This is a genomic window from Streptococcus parasanguinis (genome assembly GCF_047463195.1).
Taxonomy (GTDB): domain Bacteria; phylum Bacillota; class Bacilli; order Lactobacillales; family Streptococcaceae; genus Streptococcus; species Streptococcus parasanguinis_R.
The window spans coordinates 98,883-114,825 of record NZ_JASHEI010000001.1 but is presented as its reverse complement, the minus strand read 5'-3'; the positions used below and the strand labels follow the sequence as shown (position 1 = coordinate 114,825).

The window sequence follows — 15,943 nt, the reverse complement described above, 5'->3', positions numbered from 1 at the left end:
GATTCTTTCTAATACTATTTATTTCGTAAGTAATGAAAGTGACTGAATCTCCATTCAGCCATTCTCCATTATCCTTTTCGAAGGTCTTCCAGCGTTTTCTCAAAGATCGCTGGCACTTCTGCTGTAAATTCCAAAGTCTCTCCTGTGCGAGGGTGGGTGAAACCAAGTGTCCGCGCATGAAGAAACTGTCCTTGTCCTTTGAGTGTTTTCTTAGGTCCATAAGCAGGATCTCCAGCTACTGGATGGCCAATATAGGCCATATGCACCCGAATTTGGTGGGTCCGACCAGTCTCCAGTTGCAACTCTACCAGCGTGTAATCCCCAAAGCGTTCCAAGACTTGAAAACGGGTCACTGCAGGTTTTCCTTTAGCCGTCACTGCTTGTTTTTTCCGGTCCTTTTCACTGCGACCAATTGGTGCTTCGATCATGCCCCGATCGTTAGGAAGATTGCCATGGACAATGGCCCAATACTTCCGGAGAGATTTTTTGTCTTTGAGTTCCTCTGCTAAGGCGACGTGGGCTTGGTCATTTTTTGCGACCATCAAGAGGCCTGACGTGTCTTTGTCGATCCGATGAACGATCCCTGGACGCAATTCTCCATTGATCCCTGAAAGGTCCTTGACATGGTATAACAGTGCATTGACCAAGGTCCCGCTGGTGTGGCCGGCACTCGGGTGAACAACCATGCCTTGGGGTTTATTGACGACGACGACATCCTGGTCCTCATAGACGATGTCTAAGGGCAGATCTTCTGCTTCATAGCTGACCTCTTCCACTTCTGGGACTTCATACTGGATGATGTCTCCTTCTTTGACCGTATACTTAGCTTTTTTCACAGTTCCATTGACCAGAACTTTTCCTTCTTTGATCTGCTCATTGGCTACAGCTCGTGACAAGGGAGTCAAATCCGCCAAAGCCTTATCCAGTCGCGCACCGGCTACTTCGATTTTAATTTCCATGCGTTTCCTCTTTCAACATCAGGATCAGGAGCAAGAAAACTCCAACTGTCAAATAACTATCTGCTACATTAAAAATGGCAAAATTCATAAAATCCAGGTGGAACATATCGACCACAAAGCCCTGACGCAGGCGATCGATAAAATTCCCCAAGCCACCTGCAATCACCAAGGTCAAGCCCATCACCATCCAAAGCGACCCCTTAAGGTGCTTATAAAGATAGTAAAAGGCCCCTACCATCACGACTAGAGTGATGAGGGTAAAGAACCATTGCTGATTTTCAAGAAGTGAAAAAGCTGCACCTGTGTTTTGAAGATAGGTCAGGCTGACCACATGGGGAATAAAAGACTTAACGACACCCAGTGGAATGTTCTTGACTACATACCATTTGACCAACTGATCCAGTAGGACCAATAGCACAATTGCTACTGGAACCATTATTTTTCTCTTCATTTCTTACCTCTTTTGATCAAAATACTCTACCATGACCTCGACAAACTTCTCTGCTACAGGGGAGAGATCCATCTCTTCGCGTTTGACATAGACCATTTTATTGTCCAAGTTGTCTTCTAAAGGAATCACGGTAATACCATTCACTGACTGGCTATCTAAAAAGCCTGATCCTGTCGCATAAGCATCTGTCCGCTCCAAGATCCCATTCAAGGTGGCCCGGTCGGTTACATTGAACATTTGGGAGCTCGAACTGGTATCGACAAAGTTCTCTGAATAATAGAGGTACTCATCTTTTTCTTGGGTAAAGCGAACAGTTGGCAATTGAGCTAGATCTTCCATGACCAGTTTTTTCTTCTTAGCCAGAGGGTGTCCCTTGCGAAGGTAAATATGAGTCTGAAAAGGAATCAAATCCACCACTTCAAGTCCTAATTTATCAACCCGTTGCATAATTCCCTTGGTATTTTGACGGTTGAGATAAATAATCCCCAACTCACTATGCCCTTGAGCCACTTCATCCAAAATTTGGACCGTCGTTGACTCAAAGATGCGGAAGTTTTTATTTTCCGGATAGCGGATCGAGAATTCCGTCATCAATGGTGGCAAGAAGTCATAGTGTTGACTAGAAATAGAGAATTCTTTCTTCTCTTCTTCAGGACTGGCATATTGATTTTGAAAAATATCAAACCCCTTAACCACGTCCTGCGCTTTTTCATAAAATTCCATTCCCCGACGGGTCAAAAATGTCCCCGAACTAGTTCGACGAAAAATTTTAAAGCCCAGTTCCTTTTCCAGATCGCGTACTGAAATAGACAAGCTCGGCTGACTCACATACATTTTTTCAGCAGCCTCACGAAAAGTACCACTATTGGCAATCGCCACTACATATCGTAATTGTTGTATATTCATTCTATTTTCCTTATTACAGTATCGATCTATTATACCATAAATTAGGGGCTGAAAGAAGAGATGCGTTTAAGAGACCTTCATCAAGTGAAAATAAAATAACTGGAACTAAAACAGTTCCAGTTGATACTTATTCAATCACTTGAGTTTCAGCTACTTTCTTGTACCAATGAGCCGATTTCTTCGGATAGCGCTCTTGGGTTTCAAAGTCTACATAGAAGAGACCATAGCGTTTTTCGTAACCATTAGACCAAGAGAAGACGTCCATAAGAGACCAGATGAAGTATCCTTTGACGTTTGCACCATCAGCAATCGCATCCGACAAGACTTCCAAGTGTTGTTTCACATAATCAATCCGGCCATCGTCATAAACCGTATTGTCCACAAACTCATCTTTGTATCCAAGTCCGTTTTCAGTGATGTAGATCTTCTTGTAATTTGGATAATCTTTCTTGACACGCATGATTTGATCATACAAACCTTGAGGGTAGATGATCCAGTCCCAGTCAGTACGAGGTACATAGTCAGGAGCTACACGACGTCCAACACCTTTGATTTGGTATTTAGAGCTTCCTTTTTCCCCTTTACCATTATGAATGATTTCTGTTTCGCCATCAAAGGCTTCCATCCAATCACTCATGTAGTAGTTAATTCCAAGGAAGTCGTTCAAATCTTTAGCTGCTTCAAGTGCTGCAAAGTCTTCGTCCCGAAGATCCAGACTACCACCATTAACTGAAAGAATGTGGTTTACCCCTTCCATGGTTGCATCTGAATAGTGTCCGAGGTAAGTCGCATCCAAGATAAACTTGTTGTGGATGATATCTTCCAACTCAGCAGCACGTACGTCTGCAGGATTTTTAGGATCCAATGGATACTTAGTTGGAAGTGCGTGAACAACCCCGATTTCACCTTTATAACCTTTGTCTTTGTACAATTTCACAGCACGTGCATGAGAAACCATCATATTGTGGTGAGATTGGAAGACTTTGGCAAGGTCATATTGAATACCTGGTGGGAATTTACCAACCAAGTATTGACCATCACCGATTGGGCCAATTTCATTGAAGGTTGTCCAGTAGTTGACTTCTGGGAATTCTTCAAAACAGAAAGCAGCATAATCTACAAAGTGTTCGATATTTTCACGATTCAAGAAGTCTCCATTTGAGTGAAGAGCTTCAGGAGTATCAAAGTGGTGAAGAGTTACGAATGGTTCTACATGACGTTTATGGCATTCTGCAAATAACTTATGATAGAATTCTACCCCTTTTGGATTGACTTCACCATAGCCAGTTGGGAAAATACGTGACCAAGCAATAGAAATACGAATTCCGTTTACGCCATATTCTTCCGCCAACTGTAAGTCTACTGGATATTTATGGTAGAAATCACTCGCTGGTTCAGCAGTATACCAATAGTTGTCTGCTAAATATTTATCCCATGCAACAGGTCCTTTACCGTCTGTATGAGTCGCACCTTCTGCCTGATAAGCTGCAGTTGCGCCACCAAAAATAAAATCTTTAGGAAGTGTTTTTGTCATATTTTCACCTATTTCTTGATTGGATAAAATGAAAAGCGAGGGGAGAGGAGTTAGTGAGCCATCCATCTCCATCTCACTTTTTAGTTCTTATTCTTCAAATTGAGCTTGAACAAAGGCTAGAGCACCTTTTCCATCACGGGTTAACTTGATGTACTGAGCACCTTCTGTCTTCGCCAATTTGATGCCTAGTTTATCTGTTTCAGCCTTCATATCTTCGAAGTTGGAAGCAACCTGAGGCGCCAAGATAACAAGGTCAAATTCTGGCAACATTTCACGGTGGGCTCCATAGCCACCTGCTGCAGCTTTAACTGGAACTTTATACTCTTCTGCGGCTTTATTCAAAGCATTGGCAAGAAGACCACTTGTTCCTCCACCAGCACAAAGAACGAGGACGTTTGTTTCTTCAGTAATTGTATTTTGTGCTGAATCTACTCCAGCTTTTTCAAGAATAGCATCTGCTTTTGCAGTGTTAAAGTTTGCAGCTACCTTTTCTTTTAATTCATCATTAGTTTTACCTGAACGTTCTTCTTCAAGAATTTGTTCATCATAAACCTTGAGGAATGGATAGTAGATAACAATATCTACTACAATTAACAATGCTGCAAGAGCGAATGATAAGAACTGGAAGTTTGTACCAAGAACAATACCAAGAGGTCCTGGTGTAGTCCATGGAAGGTTGGCAGTAAATGAGTTCATGCCAAGTGTTTCAATAAAGAACTTAAAGATCCATACGTTTGCAATTGGTGCAAAGATGAATGGGATAAAGAAGATTGGGTTCAAAACAAGTGGTGCACCAAACAAGATTGGTTCGTTTACACCAAAGAATGTAGGAACTACTGAAGCGCGTCCAATAGCACGATTTCGTTTCGATTTACATAACCACATAAACATGAACGGAACAACAAGAGTTGCACCAGTACCACCCATAGTGACGATGAACATTTGTGTACCAGATGTAAGGATCTTATCAGCGTGCATACCTTGTTGAAGGAGGTTCAAGTTGACTTCGGCATTTGCATAAGTGATCGCTGCAATCGCAGGCTCAACGATAGATGGGCCGTGAATACCAATAAACCAGAAGAATGCAAAGGCACCGAAAATAATCGTAATACCAACATAACCGTCTGCTGCTGAGAATAGTGGAGCAAGAAGGGTACCGATTGATTCAGCAACCGTTACATGAAGGCTTGCTTTCACAACTAATTCAAGTGCATACAAGAGTACAACTGACAATGTAAATGGAATCAGGTCTTTAAATACTTGTGAAATATTTGGTGGAACCTCGTCTGGCATGCGAATCGTCACATTATTTTTCACACAGACCTTATAAACATTAACGGTAACAAAGGCTGCAATGAAGGCTGTCAACAGACCTTTTGTACCCATGAAGGCTGTTAAGAATCCACCTTCTTTAGCAGGTTCGGCAGCCATGAGCAAGAAGCCAACCATAGAAGCCAACATTGTAGAAATGAAGTTGATTTGGTTAGTTGCTGGAAGGTCGCGGTTCATTGAATCAGTCAAAGCCTTAGCCGTTGTACCACCAACGAAGAAGGCCAAGATGCCCATAGAATAGCTATATGGAGTCATCAAGAAAGTTTCAATATCTTTAGACCAATGGAATCCCCAAGCGTTTGGTACATACGCAATTAGGATGAAGATAGATGAGAAAAGGATAACAGGCATCCCTGCAATAAAGCCATCCCGAATCGCTCGCAAATATTTGTTTCGAGAAATCTTTTCAAAGAAAGGTTTCCCTTTTTCAATCAGTTCAATCAGTTTATTCATTATTTCGCTCCTCTTTTATATAGTTCAATCAGATGGTGAATCACGTCTTTTAATAGGATTGTTGTCATGAGATGGTCTTGACCATGCATCATGGTAATGCTATAGGGGATTTCTTCTCCTGCTGCTTCATGCGCTAGCATGGTCGTTTGAGATTTGTGAGCCTCAGCGATACAAGACCCCGCTTCTTCTACTAAGGATTCTGCTTTAGCAAAATCACCATTTTCAGCAGCTTTTAAGGCTTCCACTAATTTTGATCGAGCGTCACCGGCATAAGCGACAATTTCAAAGCCAAGTAATTGGACTTCTTCTTTATTCATGTTGGTTCCTCCTTATGATACCTTTTGAAAATTTTTATAATAGACGTTGAATATGAAGGGCTAAATAGACTTTTTCATTAGGAGATATCTTGGCTCCTGTCTGTTCAGCGATGGTTTGGTAGATTTGATGACTAATCTCATAAGCCTTTGGATAACTTAGCTGAATCAGTTGTTCCATCTCGCTCAAACCTTCTGGATCTTCTCTTCCCTTATCTAGCGAATCTAGGAAATAATTGAGATGGATCATAAAGCGATCATAGAAATGACTGTTTTCTTCTTTCCGTTTCAATCCATTTTGAGCTAGTTTTTCTTCTACAGCTTTCAAAATAACTTGTCGGTCCTGAACATCTGGATCTTGCTCATGAATCATTTCCCCTTGTGCATTAATGAAATGATAAGCGATGCGATTCACTTCATCGTCAGGAAATTGATCCAAGAGCCGCTTTCGAAAGATCTCAATCGCTTCTTTTGCGATTTTATAGGGAATCGGATGCATAGCAGACACATCAGGAAGGTCACTGTATTTATATCTTCCCTGTTGAACTGCCTGGTAAGAACAAAAGATGTGATCTGTTAATGTCACATAGATATATTCTTGAACAGGATAGGCATATTTCTTAGACAAGGTATCAATCACTTCATAAGTGGTTGTAATGAAATCAAGAGGAACATTCTTTAGAAGGGCCATAAAGTTTTCTCTTGACTCATCCGTGTTTAAACGAAATACTTTTTCGACCTTATCATCAGCTACTAGATCATTTTTCTTTTTCCCAAATGCAATCCCACTCCCAATAACAATCAACTCTTGTTGTAGTTCATTTTGAACCAAAGCAACATTATTGTTCATTGGATGGATAATACGATACATGAGGCTCTCCTTTGTAAAATTTGTTAAAAGCAAATAAAAATGACCACGAAGCAACTGAAAAAACTAGCATACACTAATTGTTCAGTCTACTTGTGGTCACGCCTAATCTAACTTAGTAACGCTCACTGCTATTCAACTTATAAACTTATTCTATCATAAACTTTTTGTTTTGTAAACCCTTACAGCGAAAATTTTTAAACATTTTTTTATAAAAAATAAACAAGACCTTGAAATAATGAAGAGGCTGGGATAAAAGTCCTAGCCTCTCAATCATCTTTGGATTGTCGAGCAAGACGCAGTGGTTGAGTGGGCTCTACTACGCTGATTTCATCAGCTTTTACAGCCCTACTCAACTGTGCGGAGGTGGGACGACGAAATCGAATTCTACCGAATGACCGATTACTGTCCCACTCTCTAACTGTTGCTTTAGGAGGCAATCATCATTGAATCTTATACGCGTTCTGTCCAAGGTGTTGCTACTTTATCCAAGACTGCGTTCAATTCTTCAATATTTTGACGCCCTTCTGTACGAAGCCATTCACGAGCAGCTGCTTCTCCATCTTTGATGTAAGCTTCTACTGAACCTGCCCATGTCGCACGTCCACAAAGAACGCCGTTGAAGTTTGCACCAGATGCATGAGCAAATTCCAAGGTTTCTTGGAAGAGTTTTGCAGATACACCTGCACTGAGGTAGATGTATGGAAGGTTGGTTGCTTCTTCTTGTTCTTTGAAGAAAGCAGCTGCTTCTTCACGACTATAGACAACTTCTCCTTCTCCAAATCCTTTCACGAAGTTCACATTAACTGGAACCTCCACTTTCAAGACATCGATATTGAAACGAGGATCTGAGAAGACTTTCATAGCCTCAATCACCTTACGAGGTTTCAATTTCGCATATTCAGCAGAGGTTGCATCTGCAATTCCTTCATCATAAGCCAAGATTTCAAGGAAGAATGGAATGTCTTCTGCCACACATTCTGAACCGATGCGTTCGATATAAGCTTGTTTTTCTTGGTTGAGTTCATCTGCACTGTCTACATCATAGTAGAGCAAGAACTTCACAGCATCTGCGCCTTGTTCTTTGATGCGTTTTGCTGACCAAAGGTTCAAGCAGTCTGGCAAGCGCTTGGTGCTTGATGTATCGTAACCTGTTTTTTCATAGGCAAGTAAGAGACCAGCATCTTTGTCCAAGGCTTTTGTAGCAGGTAGACCATATTCTGGGTCCAATAACATAGATGAAGCATATTTTGTCAATTCATCAGCTACAAGGACTTTTAATTCTTCCATTTGTGCTACTGTTGGTTCTGTGTCTTGATATTTGGCCATCAAGCGTTTCAAAGCTCCACGTTGGTCGAAGGCCAAAGCTGAAATGACACCGTCTTTTGTGCTGAGACGTTCCAAATAGTTGCGTTTTTGTTCTGTTAATACCATTTTATACCTCTTTTACGATTAATTGTTGATACAAGGCATCATAGTGCCCCATGTTGACATGTCCTGTTTGTGCTTCTTGTGCATTTAACATTCCAAGAACATTTGCTTTCTTGAGCAAGTCTGCGTCACTCTCATGATGATAGAGACCAGATGCAATCCCTGCAACAGTCGAATCACCAGATCCAACTGGATTGACGACATCAATCTTAGGAATATCTACCTTATAGAAGACATCCCCATGTTTAGCGAAAGCGCCATTTGCACCAAGGGAGACAATCACCCATTCGATGCCATCAAAGAGAGAATCCTGAAGAACTTCTTTTAAGTCTTCCACATTCTTACTCACTTCTTTTCCTAACAACTGTGATAATTCTTCATTGTTTGGTTTAATGACCGTAGGCTTGACAGCTGCTTGAATGGCAGCTTCTAAAGAAGCTCCCGAGCAATCAAGTACGACTGGTTTCCCAGCTTCCCTTGCAATCTTGACAAGGATAGCATAGTAGTCCACTGGTAAACCAGCAGGAAGACTTCCAGAGATGGCAACAACCTCTACTTGTTCAACCAAGTGACGATAATGGTCGAGAAAGTCTTGGCCTTCTTTCTCAGAAATGGTTGGACCTTTTTCTAAGATTTCTGTTTGCTTGCCTTCGTGAAGGATGGCGATACAATTACGTGTATCTCCAGCAATTTCAAAGAAACGTTCCTCTATCCCTTCTCCTAAATGATCGAGAATGAATTGCCCCGTCCGACCACCAAGTAGGCCAGTCGTTGCCACTGGATCCTTTATCTCAGAAAGTACACGAGTAACGTTAAGACCTTTCCCACCAGCTGTCTTACTCACCTCAGCTACACGATTGACTGTATCCAACTGGAGTACATCCAAAGGATAAGAAATATCAATCGAAGGGTTCATCGTGACCGTTAATATCATACGTCACCTCTTAGTCGTGGTATTCACCACGGTCCCATTTTTCAAGGAATTCTGTAAAGAAATCAGCATCCGCTTGATGAGCATTATGGGTTTCCACATGTTGGATCTTAGCGATCAATTTTTTATTTTCTTCAGTTGGTTTGTATTCAGCGTGGATGAATGCTTCAATGATATCGCACATGAGCAATTCACCAGTAATTTTACCACCAAACCCGATGACATTCGCGTTCAATTCTTCTTTTGCATAAAGAGCAGTTGTCATATCGCGTACTAAGGCAGAACGGATACCAGGTACTTTGTTAACAGCATTGTTAATCCCAACACCAGTACCACAGATACAAACACCAAGATCTGCTTGGCCACTTGCTACGGCTTCACCGACTTTCTTACCAAAGATTGGATAGTGGGTACGTGTATGGTCATAAGTCCCAAAGTCGAGCACTTCGTATCCTTTTGATTTCAAAAAATCAGAAACAGCCATTTTTTCATTTGTCACAATGTGATCACAACCAATTGCAATTCTCATTTGAATTCTCCTCTCATTAGCACATCTTATTCAACATATCAACACGGATTTGGTGACGGCCGCCGTCGTATTTACCATTGACGAAGCCTTTGGCAATGTTTTTCGCCAATTCATCCCCAACAATTTCAGCTCCCATGGTAATCATTCGAGAATTGTTGTGTCCACGTGTCATATAAGCAGAACGTTCATCTGAAACTTCTGCTGCCACCATTCCTTTGATTTTAGTCGCAACCATAAATGGACCAGCTCCATAAGCATCAATCACGATTCCAAGATTTTGATCGTTTTTGTTCACTTCGCTCGCAACTGCAAGTGTCACATCTACAAAATCTTGACCTTCAGCAGTTACATCTACAACATCGAAGTTTTCCTTTACAAGAAACTCTTTCACGAGATCTTTTAATCTTAATCCTGCAGCATCTGCACCAATTACAATAGACATGTCCTGTCCTCCTTTTGTTTGTTTCAGCAAATATTCCTGTTGTTAATTTTTCACAAAGAAACATTTTCTTACTTTTGATATTATATTACACCTATTTCGAACGAAAGTCAACATTAAATTGTTTATTTTCGAACATTTTTTAAAATAAAAACACCATATCTAGAAAAGATATGGTGTCAGTTTTCAAACTACATGTGATGATTATTTAGCATTTGCTACATATTCTTCATTACGTTTGATCATTTGTTTTCTGTACCAAGCGAAGATTCCGATATAGAATGCCAAGAAGGCAACTACACCAAAGATAAATTTGATATCACCTGTTGTTGCGTTACCGATTGTCCAACCGAGCAATTTTTCAACTGGCCCTTCAAGAGTTGAGTGAGTGATTAATTGAGTAGATGCTACTCCTTTAGGGAAGGCATCAACACTCTTAGCCAATTGAGTTGCAAATGGTGCAATCAATGTACCTGAAAGAAGGAAGAGTGGCAAGAGAAGGCTTCCGAAGATGATCATACGGATCAATTTACCGCGTGTAACAACCAACAAGGCTGGAGTTACACCCATTGCGATGATACCAGCAAGTGGCAAGATACCATTTCCGACTTTAGAAAGAAGCACTGCTTCGATCAACATGATTGGTGCAAGTACGTTGGCACAAGCCCAGATTTCAGCACGACCAGCGATAAATGGCCAGTCCAAACCGATGTTGAATTTACGTCCTTGAAGACGTTTCGTAGCAACGTTTGTAATACCTTGTGACAATGGTTCTACCGCTGCGATGAACCAAGAACCGATCAATGAGAACAATTCCAAGCAGACACCGGCAGTCAAACCAAGGCTCAACCAACCTTTAATAACCAATTCCCATTTGTCAGCATCAGCAACATTAGCAACTGGATGTGGAGTACCCATGATACCGATGACGATACCAAGAAGGAAACCGATAAAGAATTTAGATCCCCAGAAACCGATCTTCTTGTTCAATTTAGCAGCATCGAAGTCGTATTTATCAAGACCTGGGAAGAATTTGTCAAAGATTTTATCCAAGACCATGATGATTGGGTTCATCATGTAGTTCATGTGAGTAGATGTCATAGGTGATGAACTTGGTGCATTCAACAAATCATCAAATGTTGGTTTCATCAAGTCTGAATTGATGATTTTCATAACCCCTACAAGGACAACGGCAAGAGTTGCAACAAAGAGGGATACCCCTGCACTAACACCATTCTTATCAGCATACCATTTGATCAAAAGACCAGTGATTGACAAGTGCCAAATATCGAAGATGTCGACATCAAGTGTGTCAGTTTTCTTAATTAGCAACATCACGATGTTGACAATCAGCATCACCAACAAGAAGTAGAGCGTCCAGGCAGAACCCCATGTGATGGTTGCAAGTGGAGCCCAACCAACGTCAGTAATAGTCAATTGGATACCTGTATTCTCAACAAATTTTGCAAGAGAAGCTGAGAAGGCTCCATTCAACATACCGATGATTGCACCGATACCAGTAAGGGCGATGGCAAGTTTAATACCACCTTCAAGGGCTTTAGAGAATTTCACTCCAAACAAGAGGGCCAAAACCGTCAAAATGATTAACATGATGATCGGACCACCCATGTCTAGGATGGGTTTGAAAAATTTATTGGCAAAATCTATAATTCCATTCATAATAAATCCTCCCGATTTATGAATTTTTTGTAATTTACAGCTTAAAGTGTTCCCAATTTTATAATTGGATAACGCTTACAATCGTGTTTAAAAAAATATTAACTTAATCCATGTTCTTTAATAGCAGCTTCGATGTTATCAAAGACTGGCGCACTCATCGCTGGAATACGGAACAAGATTGGTCCTGCTTCTACCACTGGAATACCAGGATCGAATCCCAAATCAGTTGCAGCAATTGGAGTAAAGATGTCATAACCAGAAATCAAATCTTCATTGACGTCTTTGACCATGACAGCGTCACAACGCACATCATAACCACGGTTTGACAACTCTTCTTCCAACGCATTCTTAATTTGGTGGCTAGAGTTAACGCCTGCACCACAGGCAGCTAAAATTTTAATCATTTGGATGTCCTCCATTATAAATATTTACGAATGTTTTAGGAAATAGTTTCCGTAATGTATTGATAAAGCTTATCTTCACTATCTAATTTTGATAGAGCTTCGAGATTTCCATTGGATGTAAAGAAATCCATCAGCTGGGCCAAAATATTGGTTTGGCTTGAGCTCGTATTATTGATAATGAAGAATAAGAGTGAAACTTGAACTTCCTTATCTGGAGCAATCATATTATGGAAGGTTACAGGTTGATCCAAACGAACCACAACCACATTCTCAGTGAGATTATGGACAATGTCTGTGTGCGGGATCGCCACATTTGGTAAGTCCTTACCAAGAAATTCCATGTCTAATCCAGTCGGGAAAGACTTTTCACGCTCAATCAAAGCGGAACGATAGGTTGGTGTCACAATCTGTCGCTCTTCCAATAAGCTTGCTACCTGCTCAAAGAGATCTGTTTGATCCTTGGCATGTAGGCAAAACACAAGATCTTTGTTAAAGAGTTGATTTAATCCCATTGTTGCCACCTCCTTATCTAACTATTTATTTATAGCTTCAGTATATCACTATATTGATTGATTGTCAATCATTTTTTGTCTAAATTTGTTTAATTTTGTTTGTATATTACTCTAAAGCGCTTTCTATCCGTCATTTTCCAACATCATTAAATCAGTAAAAAGAGAGTGGGACAGAAATCGGTCATTCGTTAGAATTCGATTTCGTCGTCCCACCTCCGCACAGCTTCAACAGTCTGGGAGACTGTTGAAGGTTGCAGATAAAGGAAACATAGTTTCCGTCAACATAGGGCATCTTTGAAGCTTTAAAAGCGAACAAAGACTTAGGATACTTGCTTCGCAAGTTCTATCCGCCACCTCAAAGCAGTGCTTTGAGCACTCAACCACTGCGTCTTGCTCGACAATCCAAAGACAATTGAGAGGCTAGGACTTTTGTCCCAGCCTCTGATTTTATATGATTTTCGTATACAAGCCGTATTTGTCTTTGATCTTCTTTGGAATACTATCATCAGTAATAATGGCATTCAGGTCTTCCACTCGATAGAAACTATAGAAAGAATAGCTATCAAACTTACTGTTATCGGCAACCACATATTTCTCAATTGCATTGTTAAGAATAATAGCATTACCATTTCCTTCTTCTTCATTGGCTGTGGAAACATGATGCCCATCGATGCCATTGACCCCAATGAAAGCTTTAGAAACCTTGATTTCTTTCAAGAGTTTATTGGCAAATTGACCGACAAAAGTTTGTGTCTTCACCCGGTAGCGACCACCAACTAAGATCAGGTCATAATTTGGAAAATCCTTTAGCTTTTCAAAAATGGGGAGGGAATTGGTGACAATACTGATTTCCTTTCCTTCTAAATAGTCGCCGATAAAATCTGTTGTCGTACCAGACCCAATAAAGACGGTATCCCCATTTTCGATCAACTCTGCACATTTTTTTGCAATGGTTCGTTTCTCATCAATATTGATGAGATTTTTCTCACTGTGAGAAGCCTCTAACAAACTATCTTTTACCTTTTTGTGGGCTCCACCATGGACACGAACTAAAAGACCTTGTTTTTCAAGATCGATTAGATCGCGACGAATGGTCATGTCTGTCACCCCAAAGAGTTCCTTGAGTTCTTTGACTGATACCACACTTTTTCGATCCAGTTCCTGAAGAATTTCAACATGTCTGCTATCTTTCATGGTACTACTTCCATTCCTACTATATTTGTCTCTATTATACTACATTTTTCAAAAAACACAAATTCAAACATTATATTAACAGGAGTAAACATGGTATTTTTAAATAAATAAAAGAAAAAAGCCTTCTGACAAATCAGAAAGCTTTAATTTTGCTATTTCTAGCTTCCTTACCTTTAGATCAGGCTCGGGACAAAAAGGTTTAGAAAACCTTTTTATTTTGCGATTGGGTAAACAGAAACTTGTTTTTTATCGCGACCTTTACGTTCGAAGCGTACTACGCCTTCAACTTTTGCGAACAAAGTATCGTCTCCACCACGTCCAACGTTCACACCTGGGTAGATGTGTGTACCGCGTTGACGGTAAAGGATAGATCCACCTGTTACAGTTTGTCCATCAGCTGCTTTAGCTCCAAGACGTTTTGCTTGTGAATCACGTCCGTTTGATGTAGAACCTCCACCTTTTTTGTGGGCGAAAAGTTGCAAGTTAGCAAGATTCAATTTCAACATAATTGTTTTCCTCCATGTTAGTTTTCTGTGATAACTCTTGTTTGGACGAACTCTGAAGAGTTCTCCGATAAGTTTGCCATCCCTAAGAAAAATGATTCAAAGAATAGTTGGGTCATTTCTCTTTGATGTGGTGGAATATCTGTCGGGATTGTGACCCGAAGGAAGCCACCTTCTTCTTCGTTTAATTCTAGATCCGGTTCGTAGCCTGCAAATTTCTCAACAGAGTTGACAAAGTTAATGGCTAGAGTCGAAACCGATGCACACACGACATCAAAGCCATATTCACCGCTTCCAGCGTGCCCAGTGATTTCTGCACTCCTCAGCTCGCCATCTTCGGCTCGTTCAAAGACTGCTTGTATCATGTGTTCTCCTAAAAATTAAGCGTTGATAGCGTTGATGACAACTTTAGTGTAAGGTTGACGGTGACCTTGTTTACGGTGGCTACCTTTTTTAGGTTTGTACTTGTAAGTAACAACTTTCTTTTGTTTTCCTTGTTTTTCAACAGTTCCAACAACAGTAGCTCCTGAAACAAGTGGAGTTCCGACAACAGTGTTTTCACCACCAACAAGAACAACTTCGTTAAATGTAACTTCTTGACCAGCTTCAACGTTCAATTTTTCAACGTAGACTGCTTGACCAACTTCAACTTTAACTTGTTTTCCGCCAGTTTTAATGATTGCGTATGTGCTCATTATGCACCTCCTATGTATTTTTGGGTTTCCCCGTATTTTTGTGAAGACTCGCCTAGCATCGTGGGACGAACCACTTACTCTCATGGAAATGAGCGACGATGTTCGAGCGGTTGCACAGGCATGTGCATAGTCAACTCTCTAAGTATATCACTTCTATCAGACAAAGACAAGTATTTTTGCGCTTTGAAAGCGAATTTTCTTTGAAAAATCTATTTTTTTTATCTTGTAGTTTAAGATCGCATTCAAAACCGGCTTTCATCTACTTATCCTTAAATTTAAAGTCATTAAAGCTCATTTTGGCTTTAGACGAATCGTTCATCCCCTTCATTTTTTCTTCTTGTTCCTTAGTAATTTTTATCGGAATCGCTGCAGCAGTATTGGGTTTTAACACACCCGATTCGCTCACTTCATAGTCAACTGTGACATCTTTAAAAAGTGGCTCTCCATCATATTCCAAATTCAGGACAAAGGATCCATCACGATCGATGGTTGTGGTGGTACGATTCACAATAAAGAATAAGGCGAAGCGATTTTCCTCATTTCCAAAGGTATATCCTGGAAAAAAGACAAATAATTTTCCAGCTTCTCCAAGCGTTGGATGTTCCTTGATAAATTTCTCAGACGCTTCCAAAACTTCGTTGTCCTGGTCTTTATACTGCTCGGCCCTGACAAATGTGAGGGGTTCTTTTTTTCTATTGCTTGATTGGCTAGTCTTCTCTTCTTTTTTCGGGCCAGTAAACGATACTTTGACACAGCCTGTCAACAGAAGCAAACTTGTCATTAATACGATAATTTTTTTCATCTTGTC

At 40.5% G+C, this 15,943-nt stretch carries 19 protein-coding genes and 1 other annotated feature; all 19 genes read right to left on the bottom strand.

The annotated features are described in order from the left end of the window. Window positions 1-68 precede the first annotated feature (68 nt). The 19 genes from QM870_RS00525 to QM870_RS00435 all read right to left on the bottom strand — a co-directional run bounded on the left by QM870_RS00525 (window position 69) and on the right by QM870_RS00435 (window position 15,937). A complete protein-coding gene (locus QM870_RS00525) occupies window positions 69-959 on the bottom strand; it encodes an RluA family pseudouridine synthase (RefSeq protein ID WP_023918361.1) in 891 nt (296 codons plus the stop codon). Continuing rightward, window positions 949-1,410: a signal peptidase II gene (gene lspA / locus QM870_RS00520; protein WP_023918362.1), complete on the bottom strand. Its 462-nt coding sequence runs from the start codon at window positions 1,408-1,410 to the stop codon at window positions 949-951. Before lspA ends, QM870_RS00525 begins: the two co-directional genes overlap by 11 nt. A gap of 3 nt (window positions 1,411-1,413) precedes the next feature. Next, window positions 1,414-2,316: a LysR family transcriptional regulator gene (locus tag QM870_RS00515; protein ID WP_003001728.1), complete on the bottom strand. Its 903-nt coding sequence runs from the start codon at window positions 2,314-2,316 to the stop codon at window positions 1,414-1,416. Window positions 2,317-2,443: 127 nt separating this feature from the next. Next, on the bottom strand, window positions 2,444-3,850 hold the full coding sequence (gene lacG / locus QM870_RS00510) for a 6-phospho-beta-galactosidase (protein WP_049474595.1): 1,407 nt from the start codon (window positions 3,848-3,850) through the stop codon (window positions 2,444-2,446). An 87-nt stretch (window positions 3,851-3,937) separates the two neighbouring features. Then, on the bottom strand, window positions 3,938-5,635 hold the full coding sequence (locus tag QM870_RS00505; RefSeq protein WP_023918364.1) for a lactose-specific PTS transporter subunit EIIC: 1,698 nt from the start codon (window positions 5,633-5,635) through the stop codon (window positions 3,938-3,940). Then, window positions 5,635-5,952, bottom strand: a complete 318-nt coding sequence (locus QM870_RS00500) for a PTS lactose/cellobiose transporter subunit IIA (RefSeq protein ID WP_003007713.1) — start codon at window positions 5,950-5,952, stop codon at window positions 5,635-5,637. The genes QM870_RS00505 and QM870_RS00500 overlap by 1 nt, the downstream gene beginning before the upstream one ends. A gap of 34 nt (window positions 5,953-5,986) precedes the next feature. Beyond that, on the bottom strand, window positions 5,987-6,820 hold the full coding sequence (locus tag QM870_RS00495) for a PRD domain-containing protein (RefSeq protein ID WP_023918365.1): 834 nt from the start codon (window positions 6,818-6,820) through the stop codon (window positions 5,987-5,989). A 450-nt stretch (window positions 6,821-7,270) separates the two neighbouring features. Next, complete coding sequence (gene lacD, locus QM870_RS00490; protein WP_414368028.1) at window positions 7,271-8,251, bottom strand: tagatose-bisphosphate aldolase; 981 nt, start codon at window positions 8,249-8,251, stop codon at window positions 7,271-7,273. Between the two features lies 1 nt (window position 8,252). Then, on the bottom strand, window positions 8,253-9,182 hold the full coding sequence (locus tag QM870_RS00485) for a tagatose-6-phosphate kinase (protein ID WP_023918367.1): 930 nt from the start codon (window positions 9,180-9,182) through the stop codon (window positions 8,253-8,255). Between the two features lie 10 nt (window positions 9,183-9,192). Next, on the bottom strand, window positions 9,193-9,708 hold the full coding sequence (gene lacB, locus QM870_RS00480) for a galactose-6-phosphate isomerase subunit LacB (protein ID WP_003002763.1): 516 nt from the start codon (window positions 9,706-9,708) through the stop codon (window positions 9,193-9,195). Window positions 9,709-9,724: 16 nt separating this feature from the next. After that, the gene (gene lacA / locus QM870_RS00475; RefSeq protein WP_003007724.1) at window positions 9,725-10,150 is read right to left on the bottom strand and encodes a galactose-6-phosphate isomerase subunit LacA; all 426 of its coding nucleotides are present in this window, start codon (window positions 10,148-10,150) and stop codon (window positions 9,725-9,727) included. A gap of 201 nt (window positions 10,151-10,351) precedes the next feature. After that, window positions 10,352-11,827, bottom strand: coding sequence for a PTS galactitol transporter subunit IIC (locus tag QM870_RS00470; RefSeq protein ID WP_254726821.1), 1,476 nt, complete (start codon window positions 11,825-11,827; stop codon window positions 10,352-10,354). 98 nt (window positions 11,828-11,925) lie between these two features. After that, the gene (locus QM870_RS00465; protein WP_003002828.1) at window positions 11,926-12,231 is read right to left on the bottom strand and encodes a PTS sugar transporter subunit IIB; all 306 of its coding nucleotides are present in this window, start codon (window positions 12,229-12,231) and stop codon (window positions 11,926-11,928) included. Between the two features lie 35 nt (window positions 12,232-12,266). After that, the gene (locus QM870_RS00460; RefSeq protein ID WP_023918370.1) at window positions 12,267-12,743 is read right to left on the bottom strand and encodes a PTS sugar transporter subunit IIA; all 477 of its coding nucleotides are present in this window, start codon (window positions 12,741-12,743) and stop codon (window positions 12,267-12,269) included. Between the two features lie 447 nt (window positions 12,744-13,190). Next, complete coding sequence (locus tag QM870_RS00455; protein WP_201037582.1) at window positions 13,191-13,937, bottom strand: DeoR/GlpR family DNA-binding transcription regulator; 747 nt, start codon at window positions 13,935-13,937, stop codon at window positions 13,191-13,193. A 212-nt stretch (window positions 13,938-14,149) separates the two neighbouring features. Beyond that, window positions 14,150-14,443, bottom strand: a complete 294-nt coding sequence (gene rpmA, locus QM870_RS00450; protein ID WP_003002805.1) for a 50S ribosomal protein L27 — start codon at window positions 14,441-14,443, stop codon at window positions 14,150-14,152. Between the two features lie 17 nt (window positions 14,444-14,460). After that, a complete protein-coding gene (locus QM870_RS00445; RefSeq protein ID WP_003002581.1) occupies window positions 14,461-14,805 on the bottom strand; it encodes a ribosomal-processing cysteine protease Prp in 345 nt (114 codons plus the stop codon). A gap of 15 nt (window positions 14,806-14,820) precedes the next feature. After that, entirely contained in the window at window positions 14,821-15,135 is a 315-nt protein-coding gene (gene rplU / locus QM870_RS00440) for a 50S ribosomal protein L21 (protein ID WP_003007734.1), read from the bottom strand. Between the two features lie 34 nt (window positions 15,136-15,169). Continuing rightward, window positions 15,170-15,257 (bottom strand) — a sequence feature (ribosomal protein L21 leader region). A 137-nt stretch (window positions 15,258-15,394) separates the two neighbouring features. After that, complete coding sequence (locus QM870_RS00435; RefSeq protein ID WP_024055387.1) at window positions 15,395-15,937, bottom strand: membrane lipoprotein lipid attachment site-containing protein; 543 nt, start codon at window positions 15,935-15,937, stop codon at window positions 15,395-15,397. Between the last annotated feature and the right edge of the window lie 6 nt (window positions 15,938-15,943).